Source organism: Streptomyces sp. NPDC032940, from assembly GCF_040636935.1.
Lineage (GTDB): Bacteria > Actinomycetota > Actinomycetes > Streptomycetales > Streptomycetaceae > Streptomyces.
Genome location: NZ_JBEZVJ010000012.1, coordinates 99,094 through 111,688 on the forward strand (window position 1 = coordinate 99,094; position 12,595 = coordinate 111,688).

Sequence of the window (12,595 nt, forward strand, 5' to 3'; positions counted from 1 at the left end):
CGCCATGCCCTTTTCACATTCCGGGACGCTCCGTCGCCGGTGTGTGACGTTCCGCTCGGCGGGGTCCGCGCCCCGCTCAGCGGCGCAGCAGCACCCGCCGGGTCGCGCGGGCCCACCGGACGCCGGGCCGCTCCGGTCGCGGGGCCGGCCCCGACCGCTCCAGCCACCACTCCCGCAACTCCCGCCGCGCGCGGGCGTCCTGGGGCCGGCCGTCCCGCAGCAGCCGCCCGGCGAAGTCCAGCGCGTCACGCCGGTACCCGCCGGTCATCGGCTGCCCCTGGGCGTAGGCGAGGAAGGCGGTCCGGTACTCCGGACCGAGGATCACCGGGAGTTCCGGCGCGACCTTCGCGACCACGTCCGCCCGCTTCCCGGCGAGCGCCCGCGCCTGTACACCGAGCCGCACCCGGTCGAACCCCTCGGGCACGGGCGTGCCGGCGACCAGCGCGGACAGCAGCGCGGCCTGGGCGAGGGCGAGGCGCTGACGCGCGGCGTCGGTGACGGTGACGGCGGGCTCCGGCTCCCGCTGCGGGGCGGCGTCGGCGCGGACGCCGGTGACCGCGGGGCCCGGTGCCGACGCCCGGCCCTTGTCGACGGCGGTCCGGATCGCCTCCACCTCGCCGCGCAGCTCGTCCTCGCCGGGGAAGTTCTCGTCGCGCTCCAGAAGCACGCCCGGGGGTGCCACGCGCGAGGCGAGGTCGGTCAGGATGTCGAGCACCGCCCGCGGCACGGGGTGGGCGTGGCTGTCGTGCCAGACGCCGTCGCGCTCGAAGCCGCCCGCGACATGGACGTACGCGAGGGCCTCCAGGGGGAGTTCGCGCAGTGCCTCGGCCGGGTCCTCGCCGCGGTTGACGTGGTTGGTGTGGAGGTTCGCGACGTCGATGAGCAGCCGCACCCCCGTCCGGTCGGCCAGGTCGTAGAGGAACTGCCCCTCCGTCATCTCCTCGCCCGGCCAGGAGATCAGCGCGGCGATGTTCTCGACGGCGAGCGGTACGGGCAGTGCGTCCTGGGCGATGCGCACGTTCTCGCACAGCACGTCCAGGGCGTCGCGGGTGCGGGGCACCGGCAGCAGGTGCCCCGCCTCGAGGCGTGGGGAGGCGGAGAGCGGCCCGCCCGCCCGGACGAACGCGATGTGCTCGGTGACCAGCGGCGACCCCAGCGCCTCCGCCCGCTCGGCCAGGGCCGCCAGCCTGTCCGCGTCGGGCCGCTCGGCGCCGCCGAGACCGAGCGAGACGCCGTGCGGGACGACGGTGACGCCGCGCTCGCGCAGCCGCAGCAGGGAGTCGGGCAGGTGGCCGGGACACAGGTTCTCGGCCACGGCCTCGACCCAGTCGATGCCGGGCATGCGCTCCACGACGTCCGCGATCTCCGGCCGCCATCCGATGCCGGTCCCCAGTCGCTCCATGGTCCGTTCCTCCCCGTCGGTTCGACGGGGGTATGGCCCGCGGCGTCCGGCGCCAACCCGGGGGTGGGCATGTTCAGAGCAACATCTGAGGTTCGCGCCCGACGAGCCTCCCGGCGGAGCGCTAGCGCAGCGCCGGATGGTCCGCCACGACCGTGCACGAGCCCGGTGCGATCTCCGTGAACCCGGCGTCGCGGACCACCGGCAGTCCGCCGGCGGTGAGGAGGTCCCAGCGGTCCGGGTCCGCGGGGCGCACCGCCAGCGGGAAGCCCGCGTCGCGCCATGCGTCCCGCGTCGCGTCGTCCAGCTCCCACCAGGCGAGCTGGGCGCCGTGGCCGGCCTGGGCCATCGCCTTGCCGGCCGACATGTCCAGGCCGGGGTTGAGCCAGAGGACGGGGGCCGTGGGGTCGGCGCCGGCCGGGGGCTCCGGGTCGTCGAGGTCGGTGCCGGAGACCTGGAGGCGGGCCAGGTCCTTGGGCCAGCCGTCCAGCGGGACCGGCGGGAAGACCCGCACCTCGGCCGCCTTGCCGGTCACCGTGATGCCGGGCAGCGCCTCGGCCCGCCGCCACTCGGCGCCGCGCGCCCGCCGCACCACCTTGCGGATCCGGGCGTCCTGCCAGTCGCGCACGGCCTCGGCCCACTCGCCGTCGCCCGTCGAACGCGCGTCGGCGAGCATCGTCAGCACCGCGCGGGCCGCGGTCTCCAGGGCGTCCGTCCTGGCCGGCGGCGCGGCCCGCTCGATGCGGACCACCAGCGGCAGCACGAACTGCGGCGCGAGGTCGCGGTCGCCGGGCTCGGGACGGAAGGGGCTGTCGGGGACGCGCGTCGTCGAAGGCTCATTGCTCACGGACCCAGTCTGCCAAGGCGCCCGCGCCTCACCCCGAGCAGGCCGTCCGCTGGGCCTCCCACCACTCGCACCGCGGGCACGGGGTGATCCCCTTGTACGACTCGGGTGCTCCGTCGGCTCCCGGCACAGCACACTCCCCCACGCTCGGCTGCGCTCGCGCGGGGGGACCCCCGTCGCGTACGGCGGCCCGTCGGCGACCGGTGGGCGGGTCGCGTCGATCAGACAGTAGTCCTCGTCGCTGCTCATGCCTCCGGCGCAGGACGGTCAGGCCCGTCCGTCCGCAGCGCCGATCAGCTCGGACACCTTGACGAAGCGGTAGCCCCGCTCGCGCAGTTCGGGCACGACCGTGCGCACCGCCCGCTCGGTCACCGGGGCGGCGCTGCGGGTGCAGTGCATGACGACCACCGAACCGGGCCGTACGCCGTCCAGCACCTGCCGGGCCACCGCGTCGGCGTCCGTCGCGAAGGCGTCCCCGCTCACCACGTCCCACTGCACGGCGGTGACGCCCGCGGGGGTCAGTTCCCCGAGGGCCGTCTTGTCGTAGCAGCCGCCGGGGAACCGGAAGTAGGGCATCGGGTGGGGCACGCCGGCCCTCTTGAACGCCGTGTACGCCCGCTCCAGGTCCGACCGCATCCGCTCCCGGGGCACGGTCGGCAGGCCGTAGCAGTCGTCGGTGTAGGCGTAGTGGCTGTAGGAGTGGTTGGCGACCTCGAACTGCGCGTCCAGCCCGAGGGAGCGGGCCTCGTCCGGGTACTCCTCGGCCCAGCGCCCGGTCATGAACACGGTGGCCGGCACCTTCAGCCTCCGCAGGGTCGCGATCAGCTGCGGGTTGTCGAACCGTTCGCCCGCCGCCGCCCGGGGCCCCTCGTCCGCGGTCATGTCGGCGTCGAAGGTGAGGGCGACCGTCTTGCCGGCGCCCTCACGCGGACCGTGCTCGAAGACGGGGGTGAGTCCCGCCGGGCCGGGCGCGAGGGTGGGCACGGCGGTCTTCGAGGGACCGGCGGAGGAGGCGGACGGCGCAGGCCGGGGAGCCTGCCCGGCCTCCGTGCTCCCGCAGGCGGCGAGGGCGAGGGAGGCGGCGGCGACCGCGCCCAGTGCGGTGGTACGTCGTACGAGAGTCATCACCGCACGAACGTATGAGTATGGTGGTCGTTTTGTACGACTATGAGGTGCGACGTGCCCGAGGGGTCACCCTCCCGGGCCAGGCGGGTCACGGGCGTACGGCGGGCCGGGCGGTCAGATGTCCCGCTGCTCCAGCGGCTTGGTCGCCGGACCCTCGATCACCGTGCCGTCCGTGGCGAAGCGCGAGCCGTGGCAGGGGCACTCCCAGGCGCGCTCCGCAGCGTTGAAGCCCACCAGACAGCCCAGGTGGGTGCAGCGCGGCGAGAGGGCGTGCAGCGCGCCCGCCTCGTCCCGGTAGACCGCGAGCCGGTCGCCGCCCGCGCGGACCACGGCGCCCTCACCCGGCGGCAGGGCGTCCACCGGCGGCGCGGGACGCAGCCGGTCGCCGACGAAGTGCCGGGCGACCTCGGCCTGCGTGCGCAGGAACGCCGGCGCCTCCCGCACCGCCGTGCCCAGTCGGCGCGGGTCGTACAGCCCGCTCCACGCGCACTCCTCTCCGGTGATCTGCGCGGTCAGCAGCAGGCCCGCCATCATGCCGCCGCTCAGCCCCCAGCCGCCGAAACCGGTCGCGACGTACGTGTGGCGCGCGCCCGGGTGCAGCGGGCCCGCCATCGGCACGGTGTCCGTCGGGTCGATGTCCTGGGTGGCCCACCGCCAGGTGGGGTCCACGCCGGGAAAGTGCTCGCCGGCCCAGGCGACGAGGCGCTCGAAGCGCTCCCGGGTGTCGCCCGTGCCGGGCGTGAAGTGCTCCCCGGTGACGATCAGCAGCCGCCGGTCCGCCTCGTCCAGCGGCGCCGTGCGCACCGAGCGCGTGTTCTCCTCCGGCGTGATGTACATGCCGTCGACGTCGCGGTCCGCCGCCATGCTCCCGGCGACGACGAGTTCGCGGCGCGGGGAGAGCCGGGCGAACAGCAGGGCCCGGTCGAAGATCGGGTAGTGGGTGGCGACCACGACGTCCCGGGCGGTGACCGTCGCCCCCGTGCCGGTCGACACGCGGCACGGCTCGCCCTCGTCCAGGCCGTGCACGGTGGTGTCCTCGAAGATCCGTCCGCCGCGCGCCTCCAGGTCCGCGGCGAGGCCCAGCAGGTATTTGCGCGGGTGGAACTGCGCCTGCCCGGTCACCCGGACGGCGCCCGCCACGGGGAACGGCAGCCCGGTCTCCGAAACGAACGACGCCGGCAGCCCGGCCTCCTTCGCGGCGGCGGCCTCGGCCCGCAGCTCGTCCACGCGGCCCGGGTCACGGACGTAGGTGTAGGCGTCCCGGGTCTCCCAGTCGCAGTCGATGCCCAGCTCCGCGACCACCCCGGCGGCGTGCTCTATCGCCTCGGTCTGCGAGCGGGCGTACAGGCGGGCGCCCTCGGGCCCCCGGGTGCGGCGCAGCTTGTCGTAGACCAGCGTGTGCTGGGCGGTCAGCTTGGCGCTGGTGCGGCCGGTGACGCCGGCCGCGACCCGCCCCGCCTCCAGCACCACCACGCTGCGCCCGGCCCGCGCCAGTTCCCACGCGGTGCTCAGCCCAGCGACGCCGGCGCCGATCACGGCCACGTCGGCCTCGAGATCCTCCGCGAGGGCGGGGCGCGGTGCGCCGCCCGGTGCCGTCCGAAGCCAGTACACGCCGTCGGCCTGGGGTTCCTCCGTCATGCGGCGTCGGGTACCCCGCCTGGGCGGCTTCAGTGACCGGGCGGCGTGCGCCCGGCTACCTGCGCCAGGGGCCGGTCACCGCGAAGGTCGTCCCCGGGGTGTAGCAGTTGACGTACATGGTGTCGCCGTCGGGGGAGAAGGTGACCCCGGCGAACTCGCCCCACTCGGGCTCCTCGGCGGTGCCGATGTTCTGCCGGCCGCGGGCCATCGCGTACACCTCGCCCTTGCGGGTCACGCCGAAGACGTGCTGGGCGCCGTTGCCGTCCTCGCAGACCATGAGGCCGCCGCTGGGCGCGAGACAGATGTTGTCCGGGGACTCGCCGGGCAGCTGGACCTCGGTGTCCGGGCCGAAGACGATCACCAGGGTGAGGCGGCGCCGGTCCGGGTCGTAGCGCCAGATCTGGCCGAAGTGGTCGGCGGCCGAGCCCTCGGCGCTGTGGGCGAAGGACGACACGAAGTACACGCAGCGCCCGCCCCAGTAGCAGCCCTCCAGCTTCTGCGCGTGGGTGATGCCGCCCCGGCCGAAGTCCTGGAAGCGGATCGGCGTCTCGGCGGCCAGCGGGTCGGGCACGTCCACCCACTCGATGCCGTCGAAGGCGGCGCCCGTCTCCTGGATCGAGGACAGGTCGGGCACGCCCGGCACGCGCATGGCCTGGAGCCGGCCGCCCGCCCGCAGCGAGCCCGTGCCGCCCAGCGGCTTCTCGGGCAGGAAGCGGTAGAAGAGTCCGAAGGGCCGCTCGAAGGCGTCCTCCGTCTCGTACACGACGCCCCGCCGCGGGTCCACGGCGATCGCCTCGTGCTGGAAGCGGCCCATCGCGGTCAGCGGCACCGCGCCGGTGCGGTGCGGGTCCTCCGGGTCGACCTCGAAGATGAAGCCGTGGTCCTTGGTGTAGCCGCTGGTGCCGGCCTTGTCCTCGGTCTCCTCGCAGGTCAGCCACGTGTGCCAGGGGGTGGGGCCGCCCGCGCAGTTGACGGCCGTGCCGGCGATCGCCACCCGCTCGGACAGCACGCGGTTGCGGGAGTCCAGCGTCAGCGCCGTACAGCCGCCCTTGCCCTCCGGGTCGTAGGTGAGGCCCTCGACGGTGGGCACGGGGACCCTGCCGCTCGCGCGGTTCTCGTGGTTGCGGACCAGGTGGGTGCGGCCGTGCCGGCCCGGGAAGGCGGACATGCCGTCGTGGTTGGACGGCACCGGTCCCTCGCCGGAGCGCAGCTGGTCGCCCTCACGGGACAGGACCCGGTAGCGGAATCCTTTCGGCAGGTCGAGCAGGCCGTCGGGGTCGGGGACCAGGGGGCCGTAGCCGGAGTGACCGAGGGACTGTGCGGCGGCGGTGCCCGCGAAGAGTTCGGAGAGGGCTCCGGTGAAGGCGATGCCGGCTCCGAGCGCACCGGAGCGGGCGAGCACCTGACGTCGTGTTGCGGACATGGGGCAACCTTCCTGCTGGCGGACAGGACTGTGACCCCGCTGTGTCTATCACCTGCCAGGAGCCCCGGGAACCACGCGTGTCCCACGTGTCACCGCTCGTCACCGCTCCACGGGCCGTTCCTGGGCCTTCTCCAGGAAGCGCAGCAGCTCCACCGGGAAGGGCAGGACCAGCGTCGAGTTCTTCTCGGCGGCCACCGCGACCACGGTCTGCAGCAGGCGCAGTTGCAGGGCGGAGGGCTGCTCGGACATCTGCTCCGCCGCCTCGGCGAGCTTCTTCGACGCCTGGAGCTCTGCGTCGGCGTTGATGATCCGGGCCCGCCGCTCCCGGTCGGCCTCGGCCTGCCGTGCCATGGAGCGCTTCATCGTGTCCGGCAGGGAGACGTCCTTGATCTCGACCCGGTCGATCTGCACGCCCCAGCCGACCGCCGGGCTGTCGATCATCAGCTCCAGGCCCTGGTTGAGCTTCTCCCGGTCGGAGAGCAGATCGTCCAGCTCGCTCTTGCCGATGATGGACCGCAGCGAGGTCTGCGCCATCTGGGAGACGGCGAACCGGTAGTCCTCGACCTTGACCAGGGCGTTCGCCGCGTCGACCACCTTGAAGTAGACGACGGCGTCGACCCGCACGGTCACGTTGTCGCGGGTGATGCCCTCCTGCGCGGGCACCGGCAGCGTGACGATCTGCATGTTGACCTTGTGCAGCCGGTCCACGAACGGGACGACCATGGTGAACCCGGGCGCGCGCACGTCCCCCGCGAGCCGCCCGAGCCGGAAGACCACCCCGCGCTCGTACTGCTTGACGACCCGCGCCGCCGAGACGACGTAGAGGACGCCCAGGCTCGCGACGACGGCCAGCGCGGTCAGCAGATCCTGGAGCATGACGGCCTCCTCGCCCAGAGGTCCGATTCGCCTGCTCCTGCAACGATATGCCCGGCGCCCGTTCCGGGGCCATGGCTGCGGGCCACGCCCGGAACGGGCGCCGGGTGGGATCGTCGGGTGCGGGGGCCCGGCGGGTGTTACGCCTGGGTCCCGGCCGGTGCCGTGACCTTCACCGGGTCCGTGCCGGTGGCGCTGTGCCGCTCGGCCCAGTTCTCCAGCGCCGTGCGGCAGGCGTGGTCCAGATGGTGCAGCCCGGACAGGTCCAGCTCGACCGGGCGGTCCTGCGGGAGCGCCTCGAGGCTCTCCAGCATCTTCGGCAGCCGCAGGAAGGTGGCGTTGCCCGACAGATGCGCCTGGACCGCACCGGCGCCCTTGTCGACGATCTCCAGTCTGAGGTGCGAGGCCTCCCAGGCCGTCTTGGCCACGGACAGGGCCAGTCCGATCAGCACGCCCTCGAACATGTTCACCGTGACGATGGACACCGCCGTGACCACCAGGATCAGCGCCTCGCCCCGGTGCCCGCGCCACAGCGACACGATGCCGCGGAACGGGATCAGCTTCCAGCCCGCGTGGACCAGCACACCGGCCAGCGCGGGCAGCGGGATCAGCGCGAGCGCGGACGGCAGCAGCGCGGCGAACACCAGCAGCCACACGCCGTGCAGCACCCGGGACGCCTTGGTCCGCGCGCCGGCGCCGACGTTGGCGGAACTGCGCACGATGACCGCGGTCATCGGCAGCGCGCCGAGCAGACCGCACACCGAGTTGCCGGCGCCCTGCGCCATCAGCTCCTTGTCGTACGCGGTGCGCGGGCCGGTGTGCAGCCGGTCCACGGCGGCGGCGCTGAACAGGCTCTCCGCCGAGGCGATCAGCGTGAAGGCGACGATGGTGCCGAGGAATCCGGCGTTCGCCAGCTCGCCGAACGCGTCCGCGCCGGGCGGCTGGACCGCGTCCAGCAGGCCCTTCACCTCGACGGTCGCCACCGGCGGTCCGAGCACGGCGGTGACCGCCGTGGCCAGTCCGACCGCGGCCAGCGCGCCCGGCACGGTACGGACGCGCCGCGGCAGCCGCGTCCACAGCACCATCACCACGACGGTGCCCGCGCCGAGGGCGAGGGAGGCGAGTGCCTCGGTGCTGCCCAGGGCGTCGGCGGCGGCCCCGGGCAGCCCGGTGATCTTGTCCAGGCCGGAGGAGGGCGCCTCCAGCCCGGCCGCCGAGTACAGCTGACCGGCTATGAGCACGAGGCCGATGCCGGCCAGCATGCCCTCGACGACCGACAGGGAGATCGCCCGGAACCAGCGCCCCAGCCGCAGGGCGCCCATCGCGAGCTGGAGCAGCCCGGCGGCCAGCACGATCACACCGAGCGCGGGCAGCCCGTAGGTCTCGACGGCGCCGAGGACCAGCACGGTCAGACCGGCGGCCGGACCGGACACCTGCAGGCTGCTGCCCGGCAGGAGACCGGTGACCAGGCCGCCCACGATGCCGGTGACGAGGCCCAGCTCGGCCGGCACACCGGAGGCGACGGCGACGCCGACGCACAGCGGGAGGGCGACCAGGAACACCACGAGCGAGGCGGTGAGGTCCTGCCGCCAGTACGGGAATCTGGACCGCGGGAACCCGGATATCGCGTCCACGGCCCGCCTCACAGGGTCTCGAAGGCGTCGGTGTCCGCCCGGTGCCGGAGCACGGTGCCGGTGTGCACCTCGTAGTACCAGCCGTGCAGGCGCAGCCGGCCCTCGGCCAGCCGCCGTTCGACGCACGGGTAGGAGCGCAGCCGCAGCAGCTGCGCCAGGACGTGGTGCTGGACGGCGTCGGCGACCGTGGGGTCGGCCGGGTCGCCGGGCTTCGGCTCGTCCGCGGCCTGGGCCAGCCAGTCGCGCACGGCGGGCACGGCGGTCAGGTCGTCGCCGCGCACCAGCGCGCCGACGGCACCGCAGTGCGAGTGGCCGCAGACCACGATGTCGGAGACGCCGAGGACCTCGACGGCGTACTCGACGGTCGCCGTCTCGCCGCTGGGGCGTTCGGCGCCGTAGGGCGGGACGATGTTGCCCGCGGTGCGCAGCTCGAAGAGCTGGCCGGGGCGGGCGCCCGTGATCAGGGCCGGGACGACCCGGGAGTCGGAGCAGGTGATGAACAGGACTTCGGGCGACTGGCCTGCGGCGTGCCCGGCGAACTCCTCAGGGCGCTGTCCGAACGTACGGGCGTTGTCGATGAGGGGCTGCATGATGCGGTCGTACCTCCTGGCGCGCTGTGGGGGCGCGTCGGACGGGCGTTGGACGAAGCGGGGGTTGCTCCGTCCGCTCAGCAGCGGAAGACCTGGAGGGCCGCGGGGGTGCGGTCCGCGGCGGATCTCGAGCGGCGTTCGTGCGCGCGGCCGGGCGGTACCTGCTCGAGCCCGTCCGTGCGCTGCCGGGACAGCGGAGGCTCGGGGGCCTCGGGCTCGGGGGCGGCGGTGGCGCGGTGCCGGTCGCGGACGCGCGCCGGGCCGTGCGTGTTACCGGAGCGGCCGGGCTCATGACAGGTGACGGTCTCGTCGCGCAGCGCCGTACCGGAGGGGGCGAACGCCCCGGACGCCGACCAGGCATGGGCCATGGAATCACGGCCCGTATACGCGGATGCGAACGACGGCGCGGGCGCGAAGAACTGGAGGACGAAGAGGACGGCGGCGAGGAGCGGGAACAGGGCCCGGGGTGTCGTACCTCGGAACATGCGTCCCCTCCCGGCAGTTCACACCTCTTGCGCACACCAACGATTGGTCAATGCTTGGTCAAGAAACACGTTAACCCCGCAGGGTCGTTTGCGGGGTTAACACGGCGTTACGGGCCGAAGAGCGCCTGAAAACCGAGGTCGGTCGGCGGGAAACGGACGGTGGGTCAGGCCGGCCGGAGGGGCGGACCGGACGCCGGATCAGTCCGCGTCGACGAGGCGGCCCGCGTCCCGGGCCAGTGCGGTGAGCCGGGAGATCGCGCGGAAGTACTTCTTGCGGTAGCCGCCCTTCAGCATCTCCTCGCCGAACAGCCGGTCGAAGGGCAGCCCGGAGGCCAGGACCGGCACCTCGCGGTCGTAGAGCCGGTCGGCGAGGACGACCAGGCGCAGCGCCGTCGACTGGTCCGGCACGGGGCGCACCCCGGTGAGGCACACGGCCGCGACGCCGTCGGTCAGCGCGCCGTAGCGGCTGGGGTGGACGCGGGCGAGGTGGTCGAGGAGCGCGGTGAAGTCGTCCAGGGACGCGCCCTCGGTGGCCTGCGCGGCGCGGGTGACCTGCTCGTCGGAGTACGGCGCGGGGGCCTCGGGCAGGCCGCGGTGACGGTAGTCCTCGCCGTCGATGCGCAGGGCGCGGAAGTGGGCGGACAGGCCCTGGATCTCGCGCAGGAAGTCGGCCGCCGCGAAGCGGCCCTCGCCGAGCTTGCCCGGCAGCGTGTTGGAAGTGGCGGCGAGTGCCACGCCGGCCTCCACGAGGCGGGCGAGCAGGCTGGAGACGAGGACGGTGTCGCCCGGGTCGTCGAGCTCGAACTCGTCGATGCACAGGAGACGGTGCCCGGAGAGGGTCTGCACGGTCTGCTGGAAGCCGAGGGCGCCGACGAGGTTGGTCAGCTCGACGAAGGTGCCGAAGGCCTTGCGGGAGGGGTCGGCGGGGGTGGCGTGCCACAGGGAGGCCAGCAGGTGGGTCTTGCCGACGCCGTATCCGCCGTCGAGGTAGACGCCGCGGGGGCCGGCGGGGGGTTTGGGGGCCTTGCTCCGGCCGAACCCGAAGAGACCCCGCTTGCCGGCGGCCGCGCCGGGGGCGCCGCCGTCCAGTCCGGCGGCGAAGCCCTCGAGCACCTGGACGGCCTCGCTCTGGGTGGGCTGGTTCGGGTCCGGGATGTACGTGCTGAAGCGGACCGAGTCGAAACGCGGCGGCGGCACCATCTCGGCGACCAGGCGGTCCGCCGGGACGTGCGGCTCGCGGGCGCACAGGGACAGCGGGGCCGCCACGGCTATCGGGGCGGGGCCGGAGGGGGTGGAGCCGGAGGCGGCGGAGGAGGACGACACGGTGCTCAATGGTAGGGCCTGCCTGGGGGTGGGCCGGGGGGCCGGGGCGGGGACCCGGCGCGGTGATCTCCGGTTGCCCGGCGTCGCGGCGGGGCGCGGGCGGGTCGCGCCGCCCGGCACCGAGGGGTGCCGCCGCGCCCACCCGTGCGGCCCCGGGGGGTGCCTCCCGGGCCGTTCAGACGCTGGGGGAGGCATTTGCCCGCGGCTGCGGCTGCGGCTGCGGCGGCTATGGCGGCTACGGCGCGTGCGGCGGCTTGGCGGTTACGGCGGTCACAGCGGCTGTGGCGGCCGCCCGTGGCCGGGGACGCTGCCGCGGTCCGGGCTCGGCCGCGTGGAACACTGCACCGCATGCGACGTCTGTTCCCTGTGACCGATCCGACAGCAGAGGGGGACTCCGCCGGGGACGACCGGGAGTGGAGCCTCACCGAGCTGGCCGCCGCCTACGCGTACCCCGAGGGGGTGCGGCTGCGGGCCAACATGGTCTCCACCCTGGACGGTGCCGCCCAGCACGACGGCCGTTCCCAGCCCATCTCCTGCGCGGCCGACATGCGGATCTTCGGCACCCTGCGGGCCCTCGCGGACGTGGTGATCGCCGGCGCCGAGACCGTACGCCAGGAGGGGTACCGGCCCGCACGCGCGCGTGCCGAGTTCGCGGAGCTGCGGCAGGCGGCCGGACAGGACCCGGCGCCGGTGATCGCCGTGGTCAGCGCGAGCCTGGAGCTGGACTTCGACCTGCCGCTGTTCACCTCCCCGCTGGTGCCCACCCTGATCCTCACCGGCGCCGCCGCGGCCCCGGACCGGATCGCCGCCGCCGAGCGGGCCGGCGCCCGGGTCGTGATCGCCGGCGACGGCGTCGGCGTGGACCCCGCCCGCGCCGTGCGCGAGCTCGCCGGCCTCGGTCACACCCGGCTGCTGACCGAGGGCGGCCCGCGGCTGCTGGGGCAGTTCGTCGCCGCCGGCGTCCTCGACGAGCTGTGTCTGACCGTCTCCCCGATGCTCACCGCGGGCGACGCGCAGCGCATCGCGGGCGGACCCTCGGTCGAGGTGCCGCGACGGTACGCCCTGGCCTCCCTGCTGGAGGAGGAAGGTTTCCTCTTCAGCCGGTACCGGCGGGCCTGAGTCACGGCGGCCGCGACCCGGACAGAGGTTCGGGCGTTAGCGCGCAGCCGCGAACCACATTCGGAATTACCCGTTCCGCTTAGCCCGCGCCGGGCACACTGAATCCGGCAGTACCCGTGCGATCACGGGGCAGGATGGTTTC

The 12,595-nt window shown here is 74.4% G+C and carries 11 protein-coding genes and 1 pseudogene; 1 reads left to right on the plus strand and 11 read right to left on the minus strand.

Annotation, left to right across the window (positions count from 1 at the left end):
• Nucleotides 1-76 precede the first annotated feature (76 nt).
• From AB0E77_RS17455 to zapE, 11 genes and pseudogenes are all read right to left on the minus strand, one after another.
• Nucleotides 77-1,402, minus strand: coding sequence for a DUF692 domain-containing protein (locus AB0E77_RS17455; protein ID WP_361571087.1), 1,326 nt, complete (start codon nucleotides 1,400-1,402; stop codon nucleotides 77-79).
• Between the two features lie 121 nt (nucleotides 1,403-1,523).
• Complete coding sequence (locus AB0E77_RS17460) at nucleotides 1,524-2,246, minus strand: aminoacyl-tRNA hydrolase (RefSeq protein WP_361571090.1); 723 nt, start codon at nucleotides 2,244-2,246, stop codon at nucleotides 1,524-1,526.
• Nucleotides 2,247-2,274: 28 nt separating this feature from the next.
• Nucleotides 2,275-2,492, minus strand: a pseudogene (locus tag AB0E77_RS17465) (hypothetical protein).
• A gap of 18 nt (nucleotides 2,493-2,510) precedes the next feature.
• Nucleotides 2,511-3,371, minus strand: a complete 861-nt coding sequence (locus tag AB0E77_RS17470; protein ID WP_361571093.1) for a polysaccharide deacetylase family protein — start codon at nucleotides 3,369-3,371, stop codon at nucleotides 2,511-2,513.
• Between the two features lie 111 nt (nucleotides 3,372-3,482).
• Nucleotides 3,483-5,006: an FAD-dependent oxidoreductase gene (locus AB0E77_RS17475; protein WP_361571096.1), complete on the minus strand. Its 1,524-nt coding sequence runs from the start codon at nucleotides 5,004-5,006 to the stop codon at nucleotides 3,483-3,485.
• Between the two features lie 55 nt (nucleotides 5,007-5,061).
• On the minus strand, nucleotides 5,062-6,429 hold the full coding sequence (locus AB0E77_RS17480; RefSeq protein ID WP_361571099.1) for a PhoX family protein: 1,368 nt from the start codon (nucleotides 6,427-6,429) through the stop codon (nucleotides 5,062-5,064).
• Between the two features lie 99 nt (nucleotides 6,430-6,528).
• Nucleotides 6,529-7,305: a slipin family protein gene (locus AB0E77_RS17485; RefSeq protein ID WP_361571102.1), complete on the minus strand. Its 777-nt coding sequence runs from the start codon at nucleotides 7,303-7,305 to the stop codon at nucleotides 6,529-6,531.
• Nucleotides 7,306-7,442: 137 nt separating this feature from the next.
• On the minus strand, nucleotides 7,443-8,936 hold the full coding sequence (locus tag AB0E77_RS17490; protein WP_361571105.1) for a SulP family inorganic anion transporter: 1,494 nt from the start codon (nucleotides 8,934-8,936) through the stop codon (nucleotides 7,443-7,445).
• A gap of 8 nt (nucleotides 8,937-8,944) precedes the next feature.
• Nucleotides 8,945-9,526 (minus strand): carbonic anhydrase, encoded by a 582-nt coding sequence (locus tag AB0E77_RS17495; RefSeq protein ID WP_361571107.1) that lies wholly within the window; start codon nucleotides 9,524-9,526, stop codon nucleotides 8,945-8,947.
• Between the two features lie 77 nt (nucleotides 9,527-9,603).
• Nucleotides 9,604-10,011, minus strand: a complete 408-nt coding sequence (locus AB0E77_RS17500) for a hypothetical protein (RefSeq protein WP_361571110.1) — start codon at nucleotides 10,009-10,011, stop codon at nucleotides 9,604-9,606.
• Between the two features lie 198 nt (nucleotides 10,012-10,209).
• Entirely contained in the window at nucleotides 10,210-11,334 is a 1,125-nt protein-coding gene (gene zapE / locus AB0E77_RS17505) for a cell division protein ZapE (RefSeq protein WP_361571113.1), read from the minus strand.
• A gap of 348 nt (nucleotides 11,335-11,682) precedes the next feature.
• On the opposite strand from zapE, the gene AB0E77_RS17510 reads away from it, so the two are divergent.
• On the plus strand, nucleotides 11,683-12,453 hold the full coding sequence (locus tag AB0E77_RS17510; protein WP_361571116.1) for a pyrimidine reductase family protein: 771 nt from the start codon (nucleotides 11,683-11,685) through the stop codon (nucleotides 12,451-12,453).
• Nucleotides 12,454-12,595: the final 142 nt, after the last annotated feature.